Source organism: Psychrobacillus sp. FSL K6-1415, assembly GCF_038003185.1.
Lineage (GTDB): Bacteria > Bacillota > Bacilli > Bacillales_A > Planococcaceae > Psychrobacillus > Psychrobacillus psychrodurans.
This window is the reverse complement of sequence record NZ_JBBOOQ010000001.1, coordinates 2,375,676-2,402,390: the sequence shown is the minus strand read 5'-3', so window position 1 is coordinate 2,402,390 and position 26,715 is coordinate 2,375,676. Positions and strand designations below refer to the sequence as shown.

The following is a 26,715-nucleotide window of genomic DNA, read 5'->3' as shown; positions in this document are numbered from 1 at the left end:
AGAAGAACTTTGGAGGAACAATATGAATATAAAGTTAGCTACGCTAGAGCAAGTTAATCAAATAGAAATTTTATATCAAGAGCTTTTTTTTAAAATGTCAAACTTTCAGCCCAAATATATAAAGTCTGCAAAGCAGGATGTAGAGTTTATAAGGAAAACAATCAATGAAAAGGACTCGGACATTTTATTAGCTGATGTTGAACCTTATATTTACTCTGGTGCAATAAATGATAATTCAATTGTTATAGTATATGCTGGGGATGAACGGGCAACAATAATTGACCTTGAAGATGAAAAAAGATATTGGTTTGCTATTAGTCCAATTAAAGACGTGAAAGTTAAGATGGTTAAAACAGACGGTACGGAAGAAGTTATTGAAGAAATTAAACATGAAGAATTAGATAGTTAGATTGTTTTGAATAAATGCACAATTAAACTAAAGATGCTTTAATTCAAGAAGGAGTAATGCCTTTTTCTTATTGAACAAAAGCCGCAGGTTAGTTAAATAAGCAAGTATAAATGCATGTTCTATGTAAGAATAGTGAAAATACTACTGATAAGTGATTTGAAACCACAAGAAAATTCAATCTATATGAATTCATGTGGTAACAGTATATAGTGTATACATTAAGAGAAATCCACTTGAATCGTAATAAATGAACTATACGATTTAGGGCTTTCTCTTTTTTAGTTTACTATTTTAAGTTGCAAACAATATGTTAATGACGCTTTTCCTCTAAGATATATCCGTCTCGATTTTCTTTCTCAATGTTGAAACTAACATAACAATCATATATTGTTGTATTCAGTCATATGGTTCATCAACTTAAACCATTAAACAGTTTATTGGAGGTGTTTTACAGAATGAATAAACAAGATCAGCTAAAAATAATCAAAGAGGATTTTATTAATAGTCAAAAAGTTCTGTTGGCAATTGGTGATGAAACCCGTCAATCGATCTTATTAGTCCTAATGGGGACGGATTGTCAAACGGGTTTACGTGTTGGTGAAATCACGGAAGAAACACATCTCTCACGACCTGCTGTGTCCCATCATCTTAAGATTCTACGAGATTCCGGTGTTATTTTAATGCGTAAAGAAGGAACAAAAAACTATTATTATATTAATGTACGTACAGAATTAGGTTTATTAAGAACACTTGTGTCAGATATTGATAAGTTCATGCAGAACTTTTATTGAAATGATGGAATTTAAACAGACATTATTTGGAGGTGTAGGCTATGAGAGCAATGGTTATTGAGAGGTATGGGGAAAATCCAATGAGTTTGGTAGAAATGCCCACACCTGAAATTGGGGAAAATGAGGTACTCGCAGAAATTCATGCAGCTAGTATTAATCCAATTGATTTTAAGATACGCGATGGTAAGGTGAAATTGTTAGTTAAATATCAAATGCCACTTATCTTAGGGAATGACTTTGCTGGTGTCATTGTACAGGTTGGCGCAAAAGTGACTCGTTTTAAAGTTGGTGATGAAATATATGCACGTCCTCGTAAGAGTAAAATTGGTACTTTTGCTGAATATATTGCTATTCATGAAGATGACATCGCCTTAAAACCTAAAAATTTGAGCTTTGAAGAAGCGGCGTCTATCCCACTGGTTGGATTAACCACCTATCAAGCTTTAACAGACATTTTGCAATTACAAAAGGGACAAAAGATTTTAATTCAAGCTGGGGCTGGTGGTGTCGGCACCTTTGCAATTCAACTGGCCAAATTAATGGGTGCCACTGTTGCAACGACTGCCAGTGAAGCTGGTGCGAATCTAGTGAAATCTCTTGGTGCTGATGTAATTATAAACTACAAGACAGAAAAATTTGAAGAGATACTGAAAAACTATGATGCCGTATTTGATACTCTTGGGGGCGAGATACTCGAAAAATCATTCGAAGTGATAAAAAGCGGTGGAAAAATTGTTTCCGTTTCAGGATTACCGAATGCTCGTTTTGGCAAAAAATATGGTTCAGGATTTTTTAAAACGTTGTTGTTTTTTGCAGCAAGTCATAAACTTACTGCGCTTGAAAAAAAACATAATGCTCAATATACGTTTCTGTTTATGAAGCCAAGTGGAGAGCAATTACGTATAATCACGAATTTTATTGAGACTGGTAAAATCATTCCTATTATTGATAGAGTTTTTCCTTTTGAAAATGCTCAAAAAGCGATGGAATATGCAGAATCTGATAGGGCTAAAGGGAAAATAATAGTTAAAATCAAATAGTTATGAAACAAAGAAAAAAAGTACTGAAAAAAATATTTTAGGAGTAGTCTTAACGTTTGTTTTTATCTTTGATCTAATTTACTGCTATGTTGGAACCCTCTAAATAAAATAGATTGTGAACTATTGTACTTAAACTCCTATGAGTGCTTCCCAGTCTGAGATGCACCGTGATTGGAGTCAGACTAACGGAAGGGCTCTTTGTCACCAGTTCATCGACCTTCTCCTCCCATTATTAGAATCAGTATAGATGGTTTTTCACCATTTGCTTTCTCTGTGGTGAAGCTCTGATTTTGCGCGTCATGGATGGCTAGGGTACTTTACTTTAAGAAGAAATTCGAAGTAGATTGGATAAATTTACCGATAATAAGCTTGAGAGGTGAAACCCTAATGAAATTAAGAGAGCATAAAAGCTTTGTTCGTTTTTGGACTGCATCCACCACTTCAAACTTTGGCACCTATATTACGACTATTGCTCTACAAGTATTGGTAGTGGTTAATATGGGAGGCAGTGCTGTTGATGTTGGATGGGTATCAGCATCTAGGTGGTTTCCGTATGTATTGTTGGGATTAATAGCAGGGGTTTTTGTTGATCGTTTTCACCTAAAGACTGTATTGGTAGTAACAGATATGGGGCGCGGCATAATATTTGCTTTTATTTGCTTATTAGCTGTTACAGGAGTACTTAGTATTGGTTGGCTAATGATACTGTTGTTGCTCTTTGGAGCCATGTCACTTTGTGCCACAATTAGTCCCACGCCCTTTATTAACACGTGCATATGCGCGGCTAGAACAAAGCGCAGCTGTTGCGGAAACGAGCGGTCCAGCCATTGGAGGGGGGCTTGTCTTATGGATTGGTGCACCTTTTGCCCTACTTATAGATGCAGTCTCGTATCTGATTTCAGGTGTTTTAATGGCGACTGTTAAACACCAACCCTCAGATAAAGTAAGGCCCGGTCCACTTGGTCAGCAAATCAAGGAAGGTTTGCAATGGGTCTATCAACACCAATACTTAAGTATACTTGCATTAAACACGCATGTTTGGTTTCTTTTCCATAGCATGACTATGACAGTCCTAGTATCCTTCTTTTTGATCGAGCTTGGCTTCGATGCTTCGCTCTTTGGGTTTGCTCTCGCGGCTGCGGGTGTCGGTGCGATCGCTGGAACCTCTCTATCTTCTCGAGCTGGTGAGCGCTTTGGTGTCGGCCGTGCAATGGCTTTTTCTCGAATTCTCTATGCTCCAGCAGTAATTCTGATTGCTTTAGCTCCACCAGCTATCAACTCTGAACCGCAGAACATAGCTATAATTTTTGCGGTAGTAGGGCAGCTCCTGTACGGCTTTTCCATGGGAATCGAAGGTCCTCTCGAAATGGGTTATCGTCAGTTTGTCACGCCCTCCCATCTGCAAGGTCGTATGAATGCCTCGCTACGATCTATTAACCGTAGTGCGGTCATTATCGGCGCCCCACTAGGAGGTGCCATAGCCGACGGACAAGGGTTCTTGACGGCTTTATGGATATCGATAGCTGGTCTAGCTTTATGCGGACTATGGTTCAGTCTTTCATCGATGAGAAAAGCTCAAATAAAAGAAGAAATCTAAACCTCATTAAAATAATAAGACTCTGACGACCTAGCTAATAATATTATTATTTAAATGTAGAATCTAGCATCTAGCATAGGAACTAGTAGTATATTAACGGTGTTCAGTTAAAATGAATAAATAAAAAAGTCGATTCCTTAATACTGGAATCGGCTTTTTAAAGGTTACTAATCACAATACCTTTTCTGCTATTTTTTGATTTTGAAATCCATACATGCGGTCTTTGATAAACTGTTTTCGGTGAGTGAAAAACAATCGACTAATAATTGTTATCCAAGTGCATTAAAAATTTGGAACAAAATTAATAACAGTGAATTTTAAATGAAATAAAACGACAATAATCAAAAGTATTAAAAGAAATATTATTAAGCTAAAGGCTAATTCAAGAAGAAGTAAAATATTTTTCTTTATTGAACTAAGGCGGGAGGTTATTTCATAAAGAGTTATATAATAGCTTTTGAAAGAAAGGAAACACAGATGAAAAAGAAAATTAGATTTTTTGGAATTGGATTTTTATTAATGGTTCTTTTATTCGCAGGAACGTTTAAAGTTACAAAGTTAAGGACATTTCAATTATTTGGAGGATTAACATACCAAATTGAAACGGAAAACAAGGTCATTGCTTTAACATTCGATGACGGTCCGACAAAGAACGTGGATCAAATTCTGCCTTTATTACAAAAATATGAGGCAAAAGCTACTTTTTTCCTTATCGGAAATGATATTGAAAAACACCCTGAAGAAGCAAAAAAGTTGGTAGTCGCAGGGCATCAAATTGGAAATCATACCTATTCACACAATAGAATGGTTTTAAAATTTCCTTCATTTATTAAAGAGGAAATAGAAAAAACTGATGAGTTGATCAGAAAGTCTGGATATAAGAGCGAAATTGACTTCCGACCTCCCTATGGAAAAAAACTTGTGGGTTTACCTTATTATTTAAATAAGCACAACAGAGAAACTATTATGTGGTCTATAGAACCTGATAAATATTACACAAGTGCTGAAGAAAAAGTAAATTATGTAGTGGAGAACATTAAACCCGGCTCGATAATCTTGCTACATCCAATGTACGATCAAACAGGTGGAGAAATCCAAGTGATTGAAGATATTTTACGAGAACTTACGAACGATGGGTATAAATTTGTGACTGTGGATGAACTTCAGGAATTCTGATTTAAGCATTTCACTTAAACTAACGACAGTTTAGTTTAAGAAGAGGTATTGGAAATATTGATAAAAAATGGAACTATTTAAGTTTAAATACGTAAAAGAAATAAATAGCAATGCTTGTTGAGAGGAGTGAATCGCGTTGAAAGAGAGGGGTCTATTATTTATAAACATTGCGTTCATTTTTTTATTGGCAGCGTGTTCGGAAGAAGTTATTCAATACGAAGCAAAAGCAAGTGATTTTGAAGAAAGTGGTTTTAAAAATAAGTATTCACAGATTATTTCAATTCATGATGAAGAACTACTGATTTTTACTACTTATTACCATACCGAAAAGAAAACCAGTATAGATAAGATTTTTGAAATAGAGGATTCTACTGAAAAACCTCTTCAAAAAATCTATAAGAATGTAAAAATTAAAACAAAAAAGATAGATATTATATTACAGCGGAAGATGGTTTGTCATTAGAGTTTAGAAAAATTGGAGAACGAATTATAGTTGATGAAGAGGGTGTGGAGTATTACACTTCAAAATACCCTGAATAAGGATAATTCTTATTAAACTAACACGGGTTGCTGAGGCAGCCCTTTTTTCTTATTGAAATAACAGCGCAGATTGGTTGAAGAAGAAAACTCTAAGTTTTACTAATAAATAAAGGGGAGGTGTAGATGATATGGCATTTGGAAATGTAGTATATCCAGCATTTATTAAGCAAGAAGAAGGTTTCGGCATTCATTTCCCAACATTGCTCCCAAAGTACGGGTGGGAGACTCCGCTAAGCTCTGGTCCCACGAAAAAAGAGGCAATTCAAAATGCAAAGAAGGCCTTAGCTTATTTGTTAGCTGGTGCTCTATATGATAATGAAGATTTACCAAGTCAAGCACACATTCCTGCTAATCTTGTGACAGAAGAGATGGAACTTATTTTTATTAAAACATCATATAGTGATTATGTAAAGGAAATTGAAGAGCATTTACACTTCCGCCATTGGCATATCTATTTTAACAGAGATGAGAAAAGTGATTTTCAAGCTGTTGCGTATAAGAATAGGCAAGGACTTTGGGATGTAAAGGTAGATGGTGATTTACCTATCGAAATGGCACAGGAGAAGTTGATACAACTTTGTCCTACATATCCTGTGATTTGTACTGTACGACGTCGAGATGAGGCGGAAGAAGCGTTCGACAGTTTAGTACTCAGAGTAAAAAGATAAAAAAGCAATTGTAGATTATATTGGGGGAAGCTAATCTTGGAATATGGCAAATTAGTTATTTATATAATTATAAAAAAATTCTGTTTATTCGTTAAAGGAGATAAATCACTATGAAAATTGATACCAATATAATATTAGAAGGAGATACAGTCACTCTTTTTCCTCTTGAGATGAAATATAAGGAACAAGTATATGAAGCTATAAAAAACCCTGATATATGGAAATATACTTGGAGAGAAGTTAAAACATTTGATGATATAGAACAAATATTATTGATAGCTGTACAAAACAAAGATGATGGAAAGCAATTACCTTTTATAATAAAGGATAAATTATCAGGTGAAATAATAGGGACAACTCGTATTGGTGACATAGATACAGCCAATCGTAATGTTGAAATAGGATGGACTTGGCTTACTCCATCAGCTTGGAGAACGAAAGTAAACACAGAATGTAAATTTTTAATGCTTCAATATTGTTTTGAGGAACTGAAAGTACTACGTGTTCAATTTTCAATTAGTGGACAAAATATCCGCTCTCAAAGAGCAGTTGAACGAATAGGGGCAGTAAAAGAAGGAACATTTCGTAAACATAGGATTAAGGCAGATGGGACTATTCACGACAATATATTTTACAGTATCGTGGATACCGAATGGATTGATGTAAAGGGAAAATTAATTAAATTATTGGAGAAGAAATACTGATTTCATTCACATCCAATAGACTGATTTCTGTTTTAATAAATAATTTTTTATTCAACTAACGCGGTAGCAGGTGTTTGTTTAATAAAAATCACAAAAGGAATGAGCAGTTACTGTAAAAAACTGAGATGATACACATTAGTATAATTACACGACAAAAATAAAATTATATTGGAGGTTAATAATGTTATTTATGATATTTGGGGTTATTGCAATAGTAGCAACATTTATAAATCTTTATTTGTATAGAGCAGGAAAGGATTATAAGCTTGCTATGGCGATAGGATTATCATTTACAGCATTAACACTCTGTGCAGAATACAGTCTTGTATCGGTCTGGGTAGAAGTGGAAGATTGGACAGCTTTAATGGATGTAGTACCTGGTATGGAAAGGGCATTATGGTTTTTGACAATTGTTTCTATCTTACTAAATATAGCACCTATACTTTTAGAACGAAAAGGGAAGAAATAATGATTTATTGTCACAAAATTTATATAATATGCAATTATTGTGTAAGTCTTTATATATTTAACGAGAGCTTTACTTCAAGAAGGGGTAAAGCTTTTTTTCTTGAATTAACGAGGCAGTTTTGTTCTATAAGCTGTGAAAAAAACCGTGTAAATTAGGAGGGGAAAATGATATCTATAATAAAAAAAATTGTTAGTTATTATATATTTAAGATTGGACTGAAATCAAAACAAAATTCGGCGGGATGGACAACCTTTGCACAATTAAGAATCGTACCCGAGTATACAAATATAGACATAGAGAAAAAACAAGTCACAGGGGTTGTGAAATATAACAGTGAAGTATATTTAACTGTAATTGTGGATGTTCAAAACAATAAAACAAAGACCAAAGGAAGTTTAAGAAGGATCGCTAAAATAACAAAACCTTTTAAAAAAGGTAACTACATTGAAATAATTGAATCTGAAGCAAAATATTTAATTGAACATGGAATAACAAATCCAAAATAATATTGATTCTTGGTTCGTTTCTTCTTTAGATTCTTTAGCAGGCTGATAATAATCCGGTTCAGGTTCTGCATAAGTTAATCTTGCTTGCATTAGAAACATCAGTAATATAGAAATGGCGATAATAATTTTTTTATTTTCCCCACCACCTTTTCATGTTTATTTTGTTCAGTAATGATTAACTTATCTCAACCAAATATTTCTTGTAAAATGGAGAAAACATACGAGTGCCTTATTTCAGTTGAAGTAATGCCTTTTTCGTATTCAAGTAATGAAGTAGCATAAAGTGACTATTTATTCCCTTTTAACTCAAACTACCCTTAGTTGAAATTAAAAGGAGTTTTTTTATGAAGAGATTTCTTATACTTTGTATTCTTATTTTCTTTTTATATAAAGGACTTGCTTACGAAAATAATGCAATTCATACCAATGCACAGTTTGTAGAGGTTCAACCGATTAAAAATGAGTTATATAATGAATTAACGGTACGCTTCATCAGTCCGTACGTTCATGAAGCCGTCAATAGCCACTATCAAGCAGCAGATTCTTTAACACAAAATTTAAATACTGCACCTTCATTAATGCGTATTATGGAAGTAGAAAGGGTCGGTGAAGCTGTCAATTTTGAATTTATGATAACTGTTGAAGCAACAAGTTTTGTAGGGGAAAATGTGCCTGTTGCAGATGGACTATTGACCTTTAATTTAAAAGGTCCAGTATCAGGGGCAGGTGAAAACAGTGTATTTTTTGGGGGATATAAACAACTAAAAACATATGCACTGCCACAAGAGTGGAAACATATCATCAAGAAACCTTTAGAATAGTGTGTATCTATGAATTATGATTTTTAGACATTGAAGTATGACTTCGAACACAGCTTCAAAATTTTTCTCAGTTAAAAAAGTGTTAAGCTTGCGAGAAAATATGAAGAGTACAATACGTATTTTAATTCAACCTTTAACATAGCCCAAAATTAAAAGAAGAATAACAAGAGTCGTCCTAACAAATCTTTATTTTACTATTATCAAGTCCCTTTCGTTTACTTTTTATCTTTTAATCGATAGCATTTGAATAGTGAAGTATTCAATGAGCATTTGTGGAAGGGAAGATATATAGATGAAATTAAGTGTACTAGACCAAGCGCCAGTCACAACTGGCAATACAGCAGCGGAAGCATTAAAAAAAGCAGAAGAACTGGCTATTTTAGCAGATGAACTAGGCTATCACCGTATGTGGATGGCCGAGCATCATGGAACCGATGCGTTTGCAAGTTCGGCACCGGAAGTAATTGCAGCTCACTTAGCTGCAAAAACCAAAAATTTACGTATCGGTACAGGTGGCGTAATGATGATGCACTATTCACCACTAAAGCTAGCCGAAGTATTTAAAACACTGAGTGCACTTTCTCCAGGTCGTATCGACTTCGGTGTTGGACGTGCTCCAGGTGGAGATAATCATGCGATGTACGCCCTTTCGGAAGGACGTCCTCCAATGGTCAATAATATGTATGAAAAACTAGCGATTGCTCTGCAACTGATTAATGACGAAGTTCCAGAAGAAAGCCTATATAACAGAACGCTTGCGACACCTTCTAAAATCGTGTTACCAGAAGCTTGGTTACTTGGTTCTACTGGTAATAGTGCTGTACAAGCTGGCAGAATGGGTCTCGGATATTCCTTTGCGCAATTTTTCCAAGGTGGTATGACACCAGCTATATTAGATACGTACCGCAAAAACTTTACGCCATCTGCTTTAATGGAGAAGCCAGAGATTAATGTTACCTATCTTGTCACTGCTGCAGAAACAAATGAAGAAGCTGAGTTTCAAGCATTACCGCAGGATATCTCTCGTTTGTCTCTTATGAAAGGGCAAATTCGTCCATTGATGACACCAGAGGAAGCGCAGGAATACCCATTGACGGAAATGGATCGAATGATGATACAAGAAAATCGTAAAATTCATCTGGTCGGTTCTGCTAAAGAAGTGGCTCAGACTTTACAGGAAGAGCAAGATATTTATGGCTTCGATGAAGTAATGATTTGTAGTATTCCGCATTCACAAGAAAAACGTTTGAATGTCTATCGGTTACTCGCAAAAGAATTGATGTAACTAGCAATTGGGCGCACTTGTCATGGGTGCGTCTTTTTTGTAGCCATTTATTCTCTCTTGAAATGAGAACAAATGTTCTGTATTATAAGTGTAAAAGAAAGAACGTGATAACATGGCTAACTTTGAAGATGATTGGAACCAATTAGATTTATCTCGATTACAGGATCGTGGGTCAAAGAAATGGGTAGCAATGATGTTGCCTGAGCATGTGAAATTGCTTCGTGAGTACAGTGAGGAGATAAAAAAAGAGCCTTGCCCAAACTTAAACGAGTTTGATTATGAAGCTATTCAGGATCAAATCGCACTTGCAATGCAAAGAAATGTTGAAATTAAAATAAAACGGTGGAAAGAGGGAGAGTTTATCTATAACCGCGGTACGATACAATGGATTGATTTGAGGAAAAGAACAATCGAACTAGAGGATCCTTTTCGCTCATTTGAGCTATATATTGATGAAATCGTAGACGTCACCATATTGGAATAGCAATTACCTAAAACATCATCCTTTCAATGTGGATGATGTTTTTATGTATGAAGTAAAAAGAAGGAGTTTGTCAGGAAGATGTGGAAGATTATTCAAGGAGAATTGATTAGGTAAAAAATTAGAAGGAGAATATGAATGAAAAAGTACACTGTCTTATTCGATCTCATATTCTATATGGTGCTACCGTTTGCAATCTGGACATATGGAAGAGAAAGTCTAGGTGATTACTGGGCGATGCTTTTATCGACAGCACCTGGTTTTATTTATACGATCATAAATTTTGTTAGAGATCGTCAGTATAATATAACGGGCATTTTTATATTACTAAGTCTACTTGTTGGAACAGTTGTTGATATACTGTCAGGAACTGCAGAGCGGATGCTATGGAATCAAGTATTCGTGGGAGTTTCATTTAGCAGCGTATTCTTAGTATCAATGCTTATTAAAAAGCCGCTTCCCTTATACTTTATGATGGATATGGCATATTTACAAGGATATCCGCGAGAAAGTAGTAGAGTGATTTATTTCAAAAAAGAGATATTACGGTGGTTCCAAGTACTTACATTAATTTTTGTACTGAGAGGTATTACTCTAGCATTAATAAAATCCTGGTTGCTAAACAAACATGGAGTAGACGCATATGGCTCCATGCTTATATATTTAAGGGTTACTAGCTGGGTATTCGGTGGTGTAATGATCATAGGGTATATTTTTATTGGAAACGAAATAAAAAAAGTAGTTAGTAAGCTGACAATTCCAAAGAAAGAGATAGAGTTAGTGACAGAATCTAAATAAAAGGGTGAATAATAATGATAAAAGCAGTACTGTTTGATTTGGATGGTACGCTACTGAATAGAGATGAGTCGTTAAAGGTTTTCATCGATAAGCAATATGAGAGATTGTTTGATTTTATAGGTCATATACCAAAAGATACGTATACAGCAAGGTTTATACAACTAGATAGTAGAGGGTACGTTTGGAAGGATAAAGTATATCGGCAATTAGTAGAGGAGTTTAGATTAACTAAAGTTACTTGGGAAGAGCTGCTTAAAGATTATGTGAATGAGTTTAAGTTTTGTTGTGTTCCTTTTGATAATCTTTTGTTAATGCTAGAGGAATTAAAGAAAAGAAAGTTGCTAATTGGGATGATAACGAATGGATATGGCCGGTTTCAAATGGATAATATAAAGGCTTTAGGAATAGAAGATTATTTTCAAGTCATTTTGGTTTCAGAATGGGAAGATATTAAAAAGCCAGATCCCCATATATTTTTACGGGCTGTGGAGAAGCTTGGCGTGCTGCCAAACGAATGCGTTTTTATCGGTGATCATCCAGAAAATGATGTGCAAGGTGCTAAAAATGTAGGAATGATAGGTATCTGGAAGAAAGATATTCACTGGCCAGACGCTCAGGCTGACTACGTAGTAAATGATTTAATGGAAATTCCAGCTTTAGTAGATGGTGCTATGGAAGAGGGAAATATGAATAGGTAATAATTTAAAATATATCACTAACGTCGCACTAGTTTGGAATAGGTATTAACAAGCTTAAAATATTCACTATTTTAATCGTCCAATCTAGTGACTCGCTGAAGGAGGGGGGGAAAAGACGCATCAAAATGCAATGCTATTCGGAAGTGTAAAATTGGGGGTTGTTGCATGTTTTTTTATACAGTTATATGTTTATTTTGCAAAAAAGAATTTAAGCTTTATGATAATGAACCACAGTACCAAAAATATAAACGTAATATGCAGGGGAAATTTTCTTGTCCTACATGTAAAGAACGAATTGAAAGCGATGCTAGAAAAATGAGGCTTTAACCATACGGCTATGAGTATATTTATGTATGAAACTCTGGAAGAAAAAGAGACTTTATATGAGTGGAGATTGAGGATTAATGAAAATGCTCATTTTGGGAGCGACTGGTTATTTAGGTTCAATGATATTTGGATTAGCTTTAAAATTACAAGATACATTCGTACAAGGAATTTCACGTTATGCAAATGAAAATAGAAATATTGTTCAAGTAGATGTAACAGATAAAATATCCTTAGAAAAAGTTATCAAACATTTAGAACCTGAAGTTGTTATATGGTCTCTTATGAATGGAGAAAAAGAGGATGTACTAATTGATAAAGGACTTAAAAATTTATTAACAGTTATTAAGAAGGAAATAAAACTAATTTTCCTATCAACAGATGCCCTTTTCGTAGATGGTGCTGGTAATTACATGGAGTCTGACCAAATAGGTTTGCTTCCAAAGGATACACCTTTACATACATATGTGAATGCAAAAAGAAATGCTGAAAACATCATAAAAACTAAACATTTAAATCACGTAATCCTTCGAACTGGTCCTTTGTATGGAGAGGATTACAATCGAAATATAGAGCAGAGAACCGAAAGGATGCTCAAACTACTCAAAAATGGTGAACAACCTAAAGCAGCTTCAAACCTGTATAAGACTTTTGTTCACGTTGAAGATCTATCAAAAGCAATACTTGAAATCTCAAGAAATGAATTTACAGGGATATTACATATGGGACCTCTGCAGAAAGAGAGCTATTACTCCTTTTATGTGAAGCGGTTGTTGCAGCTTGGATTCGATAATCATACTATACGGGCGTATTTAATTGAAGAAGGTGATAATTCATATTTACCTCTTGATACCTCATTAAATACACAAAAGGCAAACTATATACTAGAAACTAAATTTCGTAATGTTTAGCTGGTCAAATATAGGTAGAAAGTTCACTGATTAATTATAGGGAGCATTGCAATGAGCATAAATAGAACGTGGAGTTATCCTATATAATACCGAGTAAAATATTATCTCCAAATTGCTCGATAGGGGGAATTGTAAATGTGTAATTCTAACATAAATTTTACGAATAGAATGCTAAGTATATTGAGGGATGCAGAAAATGAAGCACATTTTCAAAAATTAGAAGTATTACAGCCTATACATCTCCTAATAGCCTGTTTGAATGAGAAGACAGGAGTTCTAGGAGAGATATCTCTGAAAATTGACTTAGATAGGACTACATTGAAAGCTAAGATGAAGGATACTTCGTATCAGCATTCGACAAAGAGTGTTTTTTTCAACATCAGGGTTACAAAAGAAGTAATTAATGTTATGGAAATTGCTATTAATTATATGAAAAGATATAACCAAGTTTATGTAAATGAAGGTCATTTGCTTAAAGCCTTATTAACAACTAATGTAGTTGACAGTTTTTTATCAGATGAAAATAGAAAAATAATTTTATCCCTCGGTACTACTTCACGAGATATGATAACGCATCTTGGAAATTATATAGTCCCAGAAATTAACACGCATCTCATCCGTAAAGTAAATAAAAATGAATTTACCAAACTTGTTCATTTTATTGAAAAAAATTTTTCTAATGAATGGTCTAAGACTATAAGAGAGGCATTCTTATTAAGTAAACCACCGATATACATTGCTTTAGATAATAATGGAGATATTGTTGGGTTTGCTGCTTATGATATTTATAAGAATAAGAAATGTTATTTTGGTCCTATGGGGGTAGCATTATCCAACAGAGTTAACGGGATAGGATATTCTTTACTACATCACTGTTTAAAAGACATGAGTGATATTGGTTATGAGTATGCAATTATTGGGGATGCAGGGCCAATAGAGTTTTATGAAAAAGCATGTAATGCCGTTGTAATACCTTCAGTATAGTTTAAGGGACTTCTTTGAGTAAATTAGACAAAGTAAGAGCAGATTAGTTAGTCGTTGGAACAAGCAAAAGAAGGGAGAGGACGCTTTTGATAATATGGTTTCGACACTTACCTCAAATAAGTATGGATTTGAAAGACTGGACCCCTTTCATAGAGAATAATTGGTTTAGAAAGCACTATATGAAGTTTGTTTATTTATTTCAGGTCACCATTTTTCTATTGTCACGCTTCTTTGATGTATGGTTCATTCCTATTGATACATTCGTTCTTATCTTAATATTTATCATTGTCTTCATCATTCATGAATTCCTTCACATTCTTGTGATAAACAAAAAAGGCGATATTAGCTTAACATTTCGCGGAACATTTTTTTGGCTACATACAAATGCAGTCTTATCCAAAATGAGATTTTGGATCTTTATGAGTCTACCCCTCATTGCATTATCCGTAGTGCCTGCCATTGTTTCATTGTATGTATCAGGAAATGTTAAATCAGTATTATTATTTATAAGTTGGATTAACTTATGGATTTCTGCCTCTGATATCATAAATTCATTTTTAATTGTAATTAAACCAAAGAACTCAGTATTTTGCAGAGGTTATTACCAGGTGGAAAAAAACTAATAGCATTTCTACTTGAAAGTTATACCATATGAGAGTTTATGTTATTCAATTACATATGAATCCTCTAGCGGTTTGGGCTGGTAAATATATATCATTGAAAGAATTATGGGAGAAAGTAAATGGCACAAAAACGTTCGTTTATACACCTAGTTCTATTCTAATTGTTTTAAAAAATAAATCTTTAAAAATATATCATTTTTGGGGAGAGGTTATATGATACAAATTCAAGGTCTAACCCAACAATTTTCAAATGGAAGGGGAATATTTGATGTAACCTTCGAGGTGGAAAAAGGAGAGGTGTTCGGATTTCTAGGACCGAATGGTGCAGGAAAATCCACAACGATTCGTCATTTAATGGGCTACATGAAGCCACAAAAAGGAACTGCTATAATCCATGGGTTTAACACTTGGGAACAACAAGAGAAGGCAAGAGAAAAAGTAGGATATTTACCGGGAGAAATTTCTTTTTTGGATGGAATGAACGGATTAGAATTTATTAATCTAATGGCAGGTATGCAAGGATTAAAAGATAAGAAAAGGAGGAATGAATTAATTGAACGGCTTCAATTTGAACCTAAAACACCATTTCGTAAAATGTCAAAAGGGATGAAACAGAAAGTAGGTATTGTTGTTACATTCATGCACAATCCTGAAATATATATATTAGATGAACCAACGTCAGGATTAGATCCTTTAATGCAAAAAGTCTTTATCGATCTTGTTTTAGAAGAAAAAGCAAAAGGGAAAACATTTATTATGTCTTCTCACAGTTTTGCAGAAATAGAGAGAACCTGTGATAGAGCTGCCATTATTAAGGATGGAAGGATTGTGACTGTTAAAAACATCAATGACCTGCAATATATGCAACGAAAAATCTATGAAATTACTCTTGAGAATAAAAATGATGTAGAAAAAATTAAAGAATCTAATTTAATCATTGAAAACACTAATGACAATGTTGTTCGCATTGTGGTCCAAGGTGATTACAATGAGTTAATAGAGGAATTATCTAAATTTAACGTTATAAATATAAGTATTATTAGTCAAAGCTTAGAAGATATTTTTATGAACTACTATGATACGAAGGTGGTTGTAAAATGAATATTTCTTTATTCAATCAAATGATAAAACTAAATATGAAGAACTTTCTTAGTTTTGGGTTTGGTTCGGCCCTCTATGTAGTTCTAATGACATCTTTATATCCGATGTTTGCAGAAAATGCCGAGGCAATTAACGAATTAATAAAAATAATCCCTGAAACACTGAAAAACGCACTTGGCTTTGATTCTCTTACTAGTTATGGTGGATTTATTTCTGCTGAATATTTCGGTCTGTTTTTCCCTATTATTTTAGGTGTTTTTAGTGTAATGACAGCAACTCAATTGTTAGCACATTTAGTTGATAAGGGATCTATGGCTTATTTACTTTCTACAAAGGTTTCTCGTACTCAAATAGCTTTTACTCAAGCTTTAGTCTTGATTAGCGGATTACTTTTTATAGTATTATTAACATTTTTAGGTGGTATCGTTGCTGGAGAAATGTTAATTGATGATCAAACCTCGCTTGAATTTAATACATTTTTCCAGATATGCTTGGTTGGATTTTTATTGTTTTTTGTTGTTGGTGGGTACTCTTTTCTAGTTTCATCTTTATGCAATGACGAAAAAAAGTCGCTTGGTATAGCTGCTGCTTTAACTTTTATTTTCTATGGATTAGATATGGCAGGAAAAATCAGCTCGGATTTTGAATGGCTAAGGAACATAACACCGTTCTCATTATACAATCCTAGTGGAATTGCGAGTGGTGATTCTCAGATATTCATTCCTTCTCTTATTCTCTTAGGAATTGGATTTTTTAATTATTCAGCGGCTGTTGTCGTTTTTAAACTTCGTAATTTACCACTATAAATACACCTAAATAATAAAATGTTAGAATTTACGAAACATTTTAGTCAATGAACACGTAGAATCGATATAGGAGATGATTATATGGAACGAACTGTCGAGAAATATTCTAGAGAAGGAATAACAATTGAATATTCATTGGTCGGTAAAGGGGAACCTATTTTAATTTTCCACGGTGGACACTCAAATTGTAATGAAGAATTTGGATACAAATCATTGTTAGACAATGGTTACTCCATAATTACACCTTCAAGAGCAGGGTATGGAAGTACATCTAAAGAGGTAGGTGAAAGTTTAACAAAGGCTTGTGGACATTATGTTAATTTACTGAAAAAACTAAAAATAGATCAAGTCCATGTTATAGCAATTTCAGCAGGCGGTCCAACTGGAATACGTTTTGCGTCTTTGTATCCAGAAAAAGTAAAAAGTCTTGTCTTAGAGTGTGCAGTTTCAAAGGAATGGTTGACAAACAAAGACATAGAGTATAAAGCAGCTCATATTATTTTTCGACCTTCTATTGAAGGGGTTACATGGAAGATGCTTAGTAAACTTAGCCACCTATTTCCGAATACTCTTTTTAAGATGATGGCTCCACAGTTTAGTTCTCTTAACAAAAAAGAGCTCCAACTAAAATCTGACGTTAGTGATGTTGTAGAATTTACAAAAATGAATGCACGTCAACGTTCTGGTCATGGATTCCTTATTGATCTAAAGCAATCTAAAGAAATAAAGGACCAAGATTTAAAGTCTATCAGTAGTCCAACTCTTATCATTCATAGTGAAAATGACGGTTTTATTTCTCTTGAACATCCACAGAATGCTCACGAAAAAATAGCCAAATCAGAGTTATATGTAGTGGATACGTGGGGACATTTAATTTGGATTGGAAAATCAGCAAAAAAAATTAACCAAAAACTGATTTCCTTTCTCAAATCGGTTTGAAACTCGACCTTTCTCACCCAGCCGTAAATATGTATGGACGGTTTTACCAATTTTGGTGAAGCTCTGTTTTTGCGTTTCATGGTTGACTAACGAGCGAGTTTGAGTACGCTTTGCAGATATACTAAATCCCACCAGTATTATTGATTGGAAAAAAGTTATTGACTCGAGTGAATAGAATGGCATATTTGTGATATCAAATAAAAAAGTACCTGATGCTCATACGCATCAGGTAATGAAAAATTATGACTGAACCATTTTAGTCTTGATTAGCCAAAAGAAATATAAAACGGGTAAAATCAGGAATGCAGAGGCCGAAATACCTCCTGCAATTGTTGTGTATAATGCGAATAATCCTACTAATGGTCCGCCAACAATTTGTCCCAAAGCATCAAGTTGTCCGAACATGGAAAGTGTTGTTGCACGACCTTTTGATTCAATTTGTTCATTCGTAATGATGCTCATTAATGGGTAATTTACGTTTCTCAGTGCACTTGTCACCCAGTACATCGCTACAGCTACCCAGAAATGACCTGTCCATGCGAAAATTAGCATCGTTCCCGTCAACACGGCATTTGTAAGCAATAGCGCATCTGCGTAGCGACCTTTCACATTTTTTTCAACAATATGGAGTACGCCAATATTAAGTATAAATGCTACCGCATAAAAAGCACCAAACCAATAGATGGACTCATCTTCCGACAAATCAAAGTTAGTAATGAAATGGGCACCATATAAACGATCGAATCCTTCACTGGCAAGTCCCCATAATAATGTAACTACAGCTATGCTAACTAGCATAGTCTTTCCACGAATCTGTGATAGTCCAACCTTGATGGTGTTAACCATATGTGTGATGCCCGAGACACCTTTTTCACGGGTAACTTTGACAAATTTAGTTTCGGGTAGTTTAATGAAAGCCCAGACTGCAAGAGCAATTAGCATAATACCTGCAAATATAATCGCCGTCTGTACAGACCAAAAAGCTGCAATCGCCACACTGGCCAATATTCCTGCAAAACGTGCAAAAGATGAAAATTGTGATCCGCGAAGGAACGTGGTCTCTAAGTTTGTGCCATCTAACTCATCTGCAATCCATGCTTGTTCAGCTCCACTAATGAAGGTCCAGCCGATTCCCCACATCGCAGAAGAGAAAGCAATCGCCCAAAATTCTGGAGTACTCCCTTCAATTACATGTGCCAAACCAATAATAATTGTGCCTAGTGCGAGAGAGCGTTTTCGTCCATAGTGATCTGCATACAAACCCGTTGGCATTTCAAACAATAGAACGGAGATTTCCATGATTGTACCGATGAGAATCAGTTGCAATGCATTTAAGTTTGCTTGCGTTACATAATAAATAGCATTTAATGTGAAAACCATTTGAATAAAAAAAGACCTAGAACTTGTGATTGTGTAATAATAATTTTGTATGCTCACTATAATTCCTCCGATTTAGTTGATTCTTAATTAAATCAAATCGGAGATCATATTATTAAACCAACATGCCCTCCAATTTGAATGAAGAAGTCAGTGTTTTTCTTTGCATATGTATCTCTCCCTTTACTATTAATTTACTCAGACTAACCTATTATTCTGAATATTGTCAAGAGTTGTTAATAGATTAAATCAGATCTGTTTTTAGGAGGAGTACTTGGTCGTTTATTTTTAATATGGATGTAAGAGACTTGGATTTTATGATGTTGAATCAAGGTAATAGAAGAAAGAGAAATAGTGGGTACTCATCAATTGAAGAGCTCTATTCTTGGAATTTTGTCTCAAAATACAAACTTATTGAACTAATAGTGTTTTACTAGAAGAACATGAGCTGTATAGTCGGATCTATATTTTTGATTTAGTGTTTTAGAGTAGTTGATAAAGGAGTGATTGAGGAACATATTTAGAAAATATTATACAATTGAATGAATTGAATATTTTTTAAAGATGGTACTATTACAAAAAGACATAAATTTGATAATAGGTTTGTATTAAGCACAGTTGTCAGTAAGTTTCTAAGGAAATTCGATTCTATTATATCAAGTTTAGGATAAAAATAATAAAGTTAAGCTTACTTAATTATCCTTTCATACGTCATATCACATTTTGAGTAGAGCAAGAAGACACCTATGGGCCTAAGGGATGGTTGAGTGAAAAAGGAATGGTATTCGTACTTCATTTGACCTTGATGAACAAGTCCAACCACTTGTATTACCAAATGGCACTTATTTTAAAAATCCAAATTGATGAAACATAATGGAGGGAGAAAACATGTTAATAATGAACCTATTATTCAATAACGTTAAACTCCCTTGAAAATTAAAATGCTCACATCTATGCCGAAAGATAGTATATTAAGGTGCCTTGGCAATGACAAAAATTTACTAGGAGGACGAAAAATGTTTAAGTACATAATACAATTTGTCGTTGGATTCTTTACTTTAATAGTATCAACATTTATAGCTTGGTATGAAGGAAGTACAATAACCAATAACTCTTTTGAATGGGAGTATTCAACACCATTTTCCAAATTACTTAACATTGAGATTACAAATGGTCGTGATATTAGTCAACTCGATTATTTTGTTTATGCAGCTAAATTTCATCCGCTATTTCCCACTATTATGATAGTTAGTGCATTCTATATTTTGAGTGTAGTTGGTTATCTTTTAATACAGAATAAGTCTAAATGGACAATTGGATTTTGGGGATTATTAAGTTGTATGATGATATTACTTAGTGGGATAATTTTTAATTCACCTACAACTGGTGGAAGGATTTTATTCTGGGTTGCTTTAGTAAGTGGACTTATTTGCATAGCTGTTGCTATCTTAGTGGGCTTAAGAAATTTCAAGAAAAAGGTGACGGTTGATTTATAACAATGTGATGACAGTGCGAAATAGGGTTAAAAAGGAGTAAGCATCATATTTAGTGTGTTATAGCTGGGGTAAAGCCTTTTTCTTGTTGACTAACCCATCAGTGAAGTTGGAGATGATATAATTAAATAAATCTGATTTATTTTAAGGAGAAGTATAGTGTTAGATGCAAAATGTATTAAATTCTATGAATTCGGTAGCCCTAGAGATGTATTAAAAGTTGAATATAAAAGTATTGAATCACCAAAAGAATACGAAGTGCTTGTTCGAATGTTAACACGTCCTATAAATCCTTCTGATTTAATACCAATTAGGGGGGCCTATTCACATCGGATAACTTTACCTAATATTCCGGGTTATGAAGGGGTTGGTATTGTAGAAGAGGTAGGTCCATTAGTTTCTCGACACCTTATTGGTAAAAGAGTTTTACCCTTAAGAGGGGAAGGTACATGGCAGGAATTTGTTAAAACATCATCAGAATTTGCAGTTCCAATACCAGATTCTATTGATAATTTTACGGCATCACAGATGTATATAAATCCAATCACAGCATGGGTAGTTTGTACGGAAGTTTTGAAATTAAAACCATATGATGTTTTACTGGTTAACGCATGTGGTTCTTCTATTGGGCATATTTTTGCTCAATTATCAAAGCTTTTAGGTTTTCGATTGATAGCAATTACTAGAAATAATAAGCATACAGAAAAATTAATTAATCTAGGTGCTTCTTTTGTAATTGATACATCAAAAAATCCACTTTATGAAACGGTTATGGAATTGACAAGTGGGATTGGTGCTGATGCTGCTATTGATTCAATTGGAGGTTCATCTGGAAACGACTTGGCATTTTGTGTGCACCCTAATGGCAATTTTTTAACTATCGGTCTTTTATCAGGAATACAAGTAAATTGGTCAGATATTGTAAATAAGGCTAAGGTTAATGCTAGTATCTTTCATTTGCGGAATTGGAATAAAAATGTCTCGGCAGATAAATGGCAAAATACATTTAACCATTTGATAACTCTAATTGATAATAAAAGATTAAGCTTGATGATGGTAGATTCCCAGTACGACTTATCGAACGTAAAAAAAGCTGTTGAAGAACTTGAAACATTAAAAGAGACCAAAGGGAAAGTATTTTTAACAAGTTACTGAGTTAACTCTTGTTCAACTATCGCGGCAATTAGTTGAATAAACGAAATGGATCTATTGTAATTTAAAATGGAACATTAATTATTCTCAAACATATTAATGTAAAATAGCAAGAATACATAAACAGACAGTGGGGGGCATGGTTAATAAATGAATAGTGATACATTGCATTCACTAAATTTACTGAAGTTTAAAGAGGTTGACTTTAATGCTTATTTCTGCCTTGTATCTAATGAAAAAGTTATGGCGCAAATTACCGAATACGCTATCCCTTTAAAAGAAGCTCAATTCAATTTTCAAAGATTAATAAAACGTAATGAAAAACATGAACACTTTGGTACATATAAAATCTATGATAATTTAATTAATGAATTTATAGGACTTGGACACTTAACTATTGATGAAAATAATAATGAAGAAGCTGAAATTGGCTATATGTTAAAGCCAGAGCATTGGGGCAAAGGATACGGCGGTCAGATAGCGAAGGTATTGATTGAACGGGCTTTGAAATTAGAACTAAAGACTCTTAAAGCGATTATTGACCCAGATAATATTGCCTCTAGGAAAATTCTAATTAAAAGAGGATTTGTCTCTGAAAAGATCTGCGAATTTGACGGCTTACCCGGAGAAATATTAAGTAAAAAATTATAAACAAAATCGACAATAATAGTGTATTTCATATTAATCCCCCAATAAAATGTTGGAAATCTATAATATTGCATAAAAAATTGAGACTCAGAAAAGCTACTTTAAAACAGACTGAGCCATCAATACGTCTATCTTGAGATAAAATGTAAAACAGACGAACATGTTGGTGAATACTAAATTTTTTAAACTTTTAGGGGGATTAATATTGGAAAAAACAAAAGTGCAAGCATACTTTAGTCTAAGTAATGATGATGATTTTCCATTAGATGAGTTAACTAAAAGATTGAAAATACATCCGTCTAGGACAACAAAGGTTGAGGAACCATTACTTTTAAATTCAGCTAGACATTATTTCTCTACCACTTGGCAATATGGTTTAGGATATAAAGAAACACTTGATGTGAATGAAGTATTAATGCCTGTTATTTATAAATTGGAATCAAAAGTCAATGATATTTTACTTTTGAAAAAAGATTATAATTTAGTAGCAAAATTCTACATTGTAATTCAAATACATAACGGGCGTTCTCCAGGTCTTGCCATTAACACGAGGGCTAGTAAGCTAGCTACTGAAATTGAAGCAGTTTTTGATATTGATTTGTATGCATATCCTTATAGTGAACTAGAGTAAATGTTCCAAATATTTTTGGAGAAGTGGATAGATGATATTTAATTAGAATGCCAATTCATTGTGTTAGCTGTGTTTTTTAGTTATTCCATAAGTTGTTTTGTCATAAATACTTGTGAAATATCAGTATTTTTAAATCCATTATTTTTTAAAAACGGAAGGAAATTTTGCATTTTGTCTTCCAAATTATAAGTATTTCTTTTAATGGAACGATTAAAATGAAGCCCTTCCTGTAGTGCGGCTTGAAGAGCGCGTATTCCATCTGGATGTTCATTGTTAGTAGAAGCTTGAAATAATGTGACACCTTCAGCTTCGCTACCAAATTTTTGTTTTGTTCTTACTAAGCAAGCTGCAAGTACTTCACTATCCTTCATTGCAATAATTGCCTCTCCACCAGCCTTTGGTGTAATAGAAGGATCTACTTGCCATGGTACTAAAGCTGGGAAAATAATTGAATTTACTGCTTGCAGTGCAGGTATTCTTTTCAATTCAAATTCACTAGCAATTTTTTCATCATAGTTTAATACACCTTCTGCCTCCCAAAAATGTAGCGTATCAACTACTTTATACCCAACTTTCTCATATAGTTTAATAGCTGGTTGATTAATTGACAGAGCCTCTAACGTAGCAATATTTACTTTTTGCTGACTTAACAATTCAAGAGCCTTTTCAATTAGGATTGTCCCTAGTTTTTTTCCTCTGTATTCTGGAATAATTCCAGTACCACCATTCCAAGCAATTTTCTCACCATTCACTTCGCGAATGCCTTGTAATACAAATCCTACCGGTCTATCCTCATCAAACATAACAATAGATATACCTGCTGATAGATTATCATTTCCAAAGCGAGCTATAAAAGCATCCAATGGCATCTTCATCGGAGTAAAATATCCTTCAAACCCATTTATAAAAAGTTCGTGTGCTTCCTTAAAAGTTAAATGCTCCATTGTCTTAAATGTAATCATTTCAAAACACCCCTTGTTAAAATGTAGTATACATTTATTTTTAGATTTCCGAATAAGGAAATGTTAGCTGCTAAACAGTAGCATGAAGAAGAACTTCATCAATTTCCCCAAATATTTTAAAGCGTGGGTAGATTTATTTCTTTTGAGAACTCACCACTCTCACGTCCATCATTTAAAGTGTAAAAAAACGGTAAAATTGCTAATTCTGTAGCTTGCTCGTGGAAATGATTAAAGTGATGGATATAACTATCTCAAAGAAAAAAAGGGCCACTGTTATGTAAGTAGCCATTTTGTATAGCCAGAGGTATTTGTTTGTTTTATATTACTATTATAGCACGGGGTATTTTGAATTATAAGACTATTAAAGGTTTGATGATAAAACATCGAATTTGAAGAAGAGTTATTTGAACTAAAAGGAAAGTTTGTCTCTGCAAACTCATTTGATGAGAAATTTAGGCTGCAAATTAAATATCACAATATCAGATACTAGGGGAACTTTTTGTATTCGTTTTCAACTAAAGCGTTTACTAATTTTGTTTTGTGGTCATATTTTCTTTTTAAATAGCAGTTTAGTCAAATAGTAGTAATGGATTTATCAAACTTATAATGGAATATTCAATTAATCATGGAACTTATACTCGGTTTGAACGTTTTAAATAAAGAAATGGTAAGTTGAAATTTAAAGTAATCGAGGATTGTATTATAAATTAGGAATTTAAAAATTATGAATAGTGATGCGATAATTGAGTGGAGATGTTTTAGTTTGGTTTATTCTTTTGTTATTGATATTATTTTTTGATGGAACAGTAATTCACTTACACAAGATTAATAAAATGCCTTTATGGATTTCTGGAATCATTATGGCTATACTTGTTCCAGTTTTGGGATTTTCGATAGGGGCAATATATTTAAAAATTTCCAGAGTTGTTGATTCTTCTGGAACACACTAAGGTTCGGCATTCGCAGCTGCATTTATCGCATTGTTTCTTTTGGCCAATGCTCTAGTTTTCTTCGTTAGTGGATTAATTATAAAATCAGTAAGTTATTTAAAACCCAAAAGTTAAAAAGTGAATGGTACGTTTGGGGTAAAGAGACAATAGACATTGTCGAACCAAACCCCAAGTGGATAGAAAAAGGAACTCTAATCATTGCTGACATTATGTACCACCTAACCTAGACAATGCCCGATAGCAACTGTTATTATCCCAATCACAATTGTTTATCTAACAGCTTTATTAATAGTTTTTCAAATTTGTTTGCGCTCATCATTTCGTGTGTAATAAATTTCCCATCATAAAACAGACCAAAAGTTGTCCAAATGGTAGGTGCATTTTGCGCTTCTTCTTTGGTGGTTAATTGATGAGTGGTAAATGTAACGCCATGGTTTTCTGCAACCTTTCTTAGATTTTCCAAAATACATACAGCAAAGGGACATTGAGCAGTATAATAAATTGCTATGCCTTGTTGTGTAACTGAAATTTTTCCATCCCGTTTAAAGGAAGGTCTAACAGTTTGGTCATTCCAGGATAATGAAACCAGATCAAAATAAGGATCTATTTGATCTACTAACTTAAATCCCATATATTCAAAAAAACGTTTCTCACTCAAGTAAGGCTTATTTTTCTTTCCCACTATATGTACGATTCCATCCATCCCTTGAGCCACAGCGTCTGCTTTACATTTATATAGTAATTGTTTTCCAAGTCCATTGTTTTTATATCTACCAGAAACCCATAAACAATTGATATACATATAATTAGATGCTTGAATAGGAATCCATGCCATTTCGGCAGGTAAATATTCAATAAATACTTTTGCACGTTCTTTTAAACGGTAAAAAACTAATCCTTCATCCATTCGTTCCGTTAACCACTTCTTCTTCTCGTTTACTGCTTTCTCATATTGTTTTGCACCTAAAGCACAACAGATGTGTTCATTTTCAATATTCTTTTTTGTTATTTGAATGAATCCCATTTCCCTTTCACTCCTCCACAAAATTATATAATTATCATAAAAGAAAAGGCGTATCACTTAAGTGATTGCACCTGTAAGATAATTAATCCCAAACACGTACTCTTGGAACCTCAGCCATTCTTAAATAATCCAGCAATTGACCGGTGTGTACAGATTCATGATAGGCGACTCTTAGCAACATGTCTCCCAAACTTCTTATGTAGCCTGATTCTGAGCGATCAATTTTAATATTTGTTAAATCTTCTTCAGAATATGACTTAATAGTTTCTATGAACTCATTTCTAAATGGTTCTGCAACTTTCAATTCTGCATTTACAGTGGAAAAAGGTTGTTTTTCGAAAGGAGAGTCAAAGACTGTCAGACTGCCTTGGTTTTTGAGAGCTAGATGGTAATAATGTTCACTTTCTAAAACATGCCTAACCATCTCTATACAAGTCATTGCTTCATTATCAGGTTTCCAATGTAGTTTTTCTTGAGGAATAGATGTCCAAACCTTTGTACTTCTTCTTCGTACTTCGTTTAAATTTAAAAGAATTAAATCAATTGAGTTCATAACATATTCTCCTTTATTTGGTATGTTTTAAATATACACGAATGCACGTTCGAATAAAAGAGAGGATTTTGGTTATAAGATTATGTCACAGTTTGACCGGACTAAAGAGGAGGGGATATACGAGTTAAATTAATGCGTTGGATTATTATATTAAGGTCACAAACAGTTAAAAAACATTCTAGATTATAGTGCAATTAAAGTGGCTGAAAGTGATGATGGACAGATTGGTAATTTGGTTCTTATTCAACTAACAT

The 26,715-nt window shown here is 33.8% G+C and carries 29 protein-coding genes and 1 pseudogene; 26 read left to right on the top strand and 4 right to left on the bottom strand.

Annotated elements, in window-relative coordinates:
* Positions 1–22 precede the first annotated feature (22 nt).
* The 22 genes and pseudogenes from MKY60_RS11340 to MKY60_RS11235 all read left to right on the top strand — a co-directional run bounded on the left by MKY60_RS11340 (position 23) and on the right by MKY60_RS11235 (position 17,671).
* Complete coding sequence (locus tag MKY60_RS11340; RefSeq protein ID WP_340929927.1) at positions 23–409, top strand: hypothetical protein; 387 nt, start codon at positions 23–25, stop codon at positions 407–409.
* A 455-nt stretch (positions 410–864) separates the two neighbouring features.
* Positions 865–1,200 carry an ArsR/SmtB family transcription factor gene (locus tag MKY60_RS11335; protein WP_340929926.1) on the top strand — a complete coding sequence of 112 codons (336 nt, stop codon included), beginning with the start codon at positions 865–867 and terminating at the stop codon, positions 1,198–1,200.
* A 41-nt stretch (positions 1,201–1,241) separates the two neighbouring features.
* Positions 1,242–2,240: an NADP-dependent oxidoreductase gene (locus MKY60_RS11330; protein ID WP_340929924.1), complete on the top strand. Its 999-nt coding sequence runs from the start codon at positions 1,242–1,244 to the stop codon at positions 2,238–2,240.
* Between the two features lie 303 nt (positions 2,241–2,543).
* Positions 2,544–2,903: pseudogene (locus MKY60_RS11325) on the top strand (MFS transporter); the annotation flags it as partial.
* A 73-nt stretch (positions 2,904–2,976) separates the two neighbouring features.
* Positions 2,977–3,837 carry an MFS transporter gene (locus tag MKY60_RS11320; protein WP_340929923.1) on the top strand — a complete coding sequence of 287 codons (861 nt, stop codon included), beginning with the start codon at positions 2,977–2,979 and terminating at the stop codon, positions 3,835–3,837.
* 477 nt (positions 3,838–4,314) lie between these two features.
* Positions 4,315–5,013 (top strand): polysaccharide deacetylase family protein, encoded by a 699-nt coding sequence (locus tag MKY60_RS11315; protein WP_340929921.1) that lies wholly within the window; start codon positions 4,315–4,317, stop codon positions 5,011–5,013.
* 136 nt (positions 5,014–5,149) lie between these two features.
* Positions 5,150–5,476 carry a hypothetical protein gene (locus MKY60_RS11310; protein ID WP_340929919.1) on the top strand — a complete coding sequence of 109 codons (327 nt, stop codon included), beginning with the start codon at positions 5,150–5,152 and terminating at the stop codon, positions 5,474–5,476.
* Positions 5,477–5,681: 205 nt separating this feature from the next.
* Positions 5,682–6,221 (top strand): type II toxin-antitoxin system HicB family antitoxin, encoded by a 540-nt coding sequence (locus MKY60_RS11305; protein ID WP_340879825.1) that lies wholly within the window; start codon positions 5,682–5,684, stop codon positions 6,219–6,221.
* A gap of 110 nt (positions 6,222–6,331) precedes the next feature.
* A complete protein-coding gene (locus MKY60_RS11300; protein WP_340929917.1) occupies positions 6,332–6,925 on the top strand; it encodes a GNAT family N-acetyltransferase in 594 nt (197 codons plus the stop codon).
* Between the two features lie 181 nt (positions 6,926–7,106).
* On the top strand, positions 7,107–7,394 hold the full coding sequence (locus MKY60_RS11295) for a hypothetical protein (protein WP_093496325.1): 288 nt from the start codon (positions 7,107–7,109) through the stop codon (positions 7,392–7,394).
* Between the two features lie 164 nt (positions 7,395–7,558).
* A complete protein-coding gene (locus MKY60_RS11290; protein ID WP_340879823.1) occupies positions 7,559–7,900 on the top strand; it encodes a hypothetical protein in 342 nt (113 codons plus the stop codon).
* Between the two features lie 344 nt (positions 7,901–8,244).
* Complete coding sequence (locus tag MKY60_RS11285) at positions 8,245–8,721, top strand: DUF3888 domain-containing protein (RefSeq protein WP_340879822.1); 477 nt, start codon at positions 8,245–8,247, stop codon at positions 8,719–8,721.
* Positions 8,722–9,013: 292 nt separating this feature from the next.
* Positions 9,014–10,006, top strand: coding sequence for an LLM class flavin-dependent oxidoreductase (locus MKY60_RS11280; protein WP_093496327.1), 993 nt, complete (start codon positions 9,014–9,016; stop codon positions 10,004–10,006).
* 112 nt (positions 10,007–10,118) lie between these two features.
* Positions 10,119–10,490, top strand: a complete 372-nt coding sequence (locus tag MKY60_RS11275; RefSeq protein WP_139176054.1) for a YolD-like family protein — start codon at positions 10,119–10,121, stop codon at positions 10,488–10,490.
* Positions 10,491–10,625: 135 nt separating this feature from the next.
* Positions 10,626–11,285, top strand: a complete 660-nt coding sequence (locus MKY60_RS11270) for a VC0807 family protein (protein ID WP_093496329.1) — start codon at positions 10,626–10,628, stop codon at positions 11,283–11,285.
* 14 nt (positions 11,286–11,299) lie between these two features.
* Positions 11,300–11,983, top strand: coding sequence for an HAD family hydrolase (locus MKY60_RS11265; protein ID WP_340929913.1), 684 nt, complete (start codon positions 11,300–11,302; stop codon positions 11,981–11,983).
* Positions 11,984–12,387: 404 nt separating this feature from the next.
* Positions 12,388–13,218, top strand: coding sequence for a sugar nucleotide-binding protein (locus MKY60_RS11260; protein ID WP_340929911.1), 831 nt, complete (start codon positions 12,388–12,390; stop codon positions 13,216–13,218).
* A 135-nt stretch (positions 13,219–13,353) separates the two neighbouring features.
* Entirely contained in the window at positions 13,354–14,202 is an 849-nt protein-coding gene (locus MKY60_RS11255; RefSeq protein WP_340929909.1) for a GNAT family N-acetyltransferase, read from the top strand.
* A gap of 122 nt (positions 14,203–14,324) precedes the next feature.
* The gene (locus MKY60_RS11250; RefSeq protein WP_340931093.1) at positions 14,325–14,825 is read left to right on the top strand and encodes a DUF3267 domain-containing protein; all 501 of its coding nucleotides are present in this window, start codon (positions 14,325–14,327) and stop codon (positions 14,823–14,825) included.
* Positions 14,826–15,038: 213 nt separating this feature from the next.
* Positions 15,039–15,926, top strand: coding sequence for an ABC transporter ATP-binding protein (locus MKY60_RS11245; protein ID WP_340929906.1), 888 nt, complete (start codon positions 15,039–15,041; stop codon positions 15,924–15,926).
* Positions 15,923–16,732 (top strand): ABC transporter permease subunit, encoded by an 810-nt coding sequence (locus MKY60_RS11240; protein WP_241599775.1) that lies wholly within the window; start codon positions 15,923–15,925, stop codon positions 16,730–16,732. The genes MKY60_RS11245 and MKY60_RS11240 overlap by 4 nt, the downstream gene beginning before the upstream one ends.
* Before the next feature lie 81 nt (positions 16,733–16,813).
* Positions 16,814–17,671 carry an alpha/beta fold hydrolase gene (locus MKY60_RS11235; protein ID WP_340929905.1) on the top strand — a complete coding sequence of 286 codons (858 nt, stop codon included), beginning with the start codon at positions 16,814–16,816 and terminating at the stop codon, positions 17,669–17,671.
* Between the two features lie 240 nt (positions 17,672–17,911).
* Here MKY60_RS11235 and MKY60_RS11230 read toward each other — a convergent pair whose 3' ends face one another.
* Positions 17,912–19,108 carry an MFS transporter gene (locus MKY60_RS11230; RefSeq protein WP_340929903.1) on the bottom strand — a complete coding sequence of 399 codons (1,197 nt, stop codon included), beginning with the start codon at positions 19,106–19,108 and terminating at the stop codon, positions 17,912–17,914.
* A gap of 956 nt (positions 19,109–20,064) precedes the next feature.
* Between MKY60_RS11230 and MKY60_RS11225 the strand changes: the two genes are divergently transcribed.
* From MKY60_RS11225 to MKY60_RS11210, 4 genes are all read left to right on the top strand, one after another.
* A complete protein-coding gene (locus MKY60_RS11225) occupies positions 20,065–20,544 on the top strand; it encodes a YjdJ family protein (protein ID WP_340929902.1) in 480 nt (159 codons plus the stop codon).
* Between the two features lie 156 nt (positions 20,545–20,700).
* On the top strand, positions 20,701–21,696 hold the full coding sequence (locus MKY60_RS11220; RefSeq protein WP_340929900.1) for a zinc-dependent alcohol dehydrogenase family protein: 996 nt from the start codon (positions 20,701–20,703) through the stop codon (positions 21,694–21,696).
* A gap of 162 nt (positions 21,697–21,858) precedes the next feature.
* Positions 21,859–22,344, top strand: coding sequence for a GNAT family N-acetyltransferase (locus tag MKY60_RS11215; RefSeq protein ID WP_340931092.1), 486 nt, complete (start codon positions 21,859–21,861; stop codon positions 22,342–22,344).
* A 202-nt stretch (positions 22,345–22,546) separates the two neighbouring features.
* A complete protein-coding gene (locus MKY60_RS11210) occupies positions 22,547–22,972 on the top strand; it encodes a DUF4279 domain-containing protein (protein ID WP_241599767.1) in 426 nt (141 codons plus the stop codon).
* An 80-nt stretch (positions 22,973–23,052) separates the two neighbouring features.
* On the opposite strand, the gene MKY60_RS11205 is transcribed toward MKY60_RS11210, so the two are convergent.
* The 3 genes from MKY60_RS11205 to MKY60_RS11195 form a co-directional block, all read right to left on the bottom strand.
* The gene (locus tag MKY60_RS11205) at positions 23,053–23,934 is read right to left on the bottom strand and encodes a GNAT family N-acetyltransferase (protein WP_340879811.1); all 882 of its coding nucleotides are present in this window, start codon (positions 23,932–23,934) and stop codon (positions 23,053–23,055) included.
* A 1,209-nt stretch (positions 23,935–25,143) separates the two neighbouring features.
* A complete protein-coding gene (locus MKY60_RS11200) occupies positions 25,144–25,908 on the bottom strand; it encodes an N-acetyltransferase (protein ID WP_340929898.1) in 765 nt (254 codons plus the stop codon).
* Between the two features lie 82 nt (positions 25,909–25,990).
* Positions 25,991–26,461 (bottom strand): DinB family protein, encoded by a 471-nt coding sequence (locus MKY60_RS11195; protein WP_340929896.1) that lies wholly within the window; start codon positions 26,459–26,461, stop codon positions 25,991–25,993.
* Between the last annotated feature and the right edge of the window lie 254 nt (positions 26,462–26,715).

Coding starts and splice junctions, on each gene's coding strand:
- MKY60_RS11340 (WP_340929927.1), top strand. CDS start 23: ATGAATATAAAGTTAGCTACGCTAGAGCAAGTTAATCAAATAGAAATT.
- MKY60_RS11335 (WP_340929926.1), top strand. CDS start 865: ATGAATAAACAAGATCAGCTAAAAATAATCAAAGAGGATTTTATTAAT.
- MKY60_RS11330 (WP_340929924.1), top strand. CDS start 1,242: ATGAGAGCAATGGTTATTGAGAGGTATGGGGAAAATCCAATGAGTTTG.
- MKY60_RS11315 (WP_340929921.1), top strand. CDS start 4,315: ATGAAAAAGAAAATTAGATTTTTTGGAATTGGATTTTTATTAATGGTT.
- MKY60_RS11305 (WP_340879825.1), top strand. CDS start 5,682: ATGGCATTTGGAAATGTAGTATATCCAGCATTTATTAAGCAAGAAGAA.
- MKY60_RS11300 (WP_340929917.1), top strand. CDS start 6,332: ATGAAAATTGATACCAATATAATATTAGAAGGAGATACAGTCACTCTT.
- MKY60_RS11295 (WP_093496325.1), top strand. CDS start 7,107: ATGTTATTTATGATATTTGGGGTTATTGCAATAGTAGCAACATTTATA.
- MKY60_RS11290 (WP_340879823.1), top strand. CDS start 7,559: ATGATATCTATAATAAAAAAAATTGTTAGTTATTATATATTTAAGATT.
- MKY60_RS11285 (WP_340879822.1), top strand. CDS start 8,245: ATGAAGAGATTTCTTATACTTTGTATTCTTATTTTCTTTTTATATAAA.
- MKY60_RS11280 (WP_093496327.1), top strand. CDS start 9,014: ATGAAATTAAGTGTACTAGACCAAGCGCCAGTCACAACTGGCAATACA.
- MKY60_RS11275 (WP_139176054.1), top strand. CDS start 10,119: ATGGCTAACTTTGAAGATGATTGGAACCAATTAGATTTATCTCGATTA.
- MKY60_RS11270 (WP_093496329.1), top strand. CDS start 10,626: ATGAAAAAGTACACTGTCTTATTCGATCTCATATTCTATATGGTGCTA.
- MKY60_RS11265 (WP_340929913.1), top strand. CDS start 11,300: ATGATAAAAGCAGTACTGTTTGATTTGGATGGTACGCTACTGAATAGA.
- MKY60_RS11260 (WP_340929911.1), top strand. CDS start 12,388: ATGAAAATGCTCATTTTGGGAGCGACTGGTTATTTAGGTTCAATGATA.
- MKY60_RS11255 (WP_340929909.1), top strand. CDS start 13,354: ATGTGTAATTCTAACATAAATTTTACGAATAGAATGCTAAGTATATTG.
- MKY60_RS11250 (WP_340931093.1), top strand. CDS start 14,325: ATGGATTTGAAAGACTGGACCCCTTTCATAGAGAATAATTGGTTTAGA.
- MKY60_RS11245 (WP_340929906.1), top strand. CDS start 15,039: ATGATACAAATTCAAGGTCTAACCCAACAATTTTCAAATGGAAGGGGA.
- MKY60_RS11240 (WP_241599775.1), top strand. CDS start 15,923: ATGAATATTTCTTTATTCAATCAAATGATAAAACTAAATATGAAGAAC.
- MKY60_RS11235 (WP_340929905.1), top strand. CDS start 16,814: ATGGAACGAACTGTCGAGAAATATTCTAGAGAAGGAATAACAATTGAA.
- MKY60_RS11225 (WP_340929902.1), top strand. CDS start 20,065: ATGTTTAAGTACATAATACAATTTGTCGTTGGATTCTTTACTTTAATA.
- MKY60_RS11205 (WP_340879811.1), bottom strand. CDS start 23,934: ATGATTACATTTAAGACAATGGAGCATTTAACTTTTAAGGAAGCACAC.
- MKY60_RS11200 (WP_340929898.1), bottom strand. CDS start 25,908: ATGGGATTCATTCAAATAACAAAAAAGAATATTGAAAATGAACACATC.
- MKY60_RS11195 (WP_340929896.1), bottom strand. CDS start 26,461: ATGAACTCAATTGATTTAATTCTTTTAAATTTAAACGAAGTACGAAGA.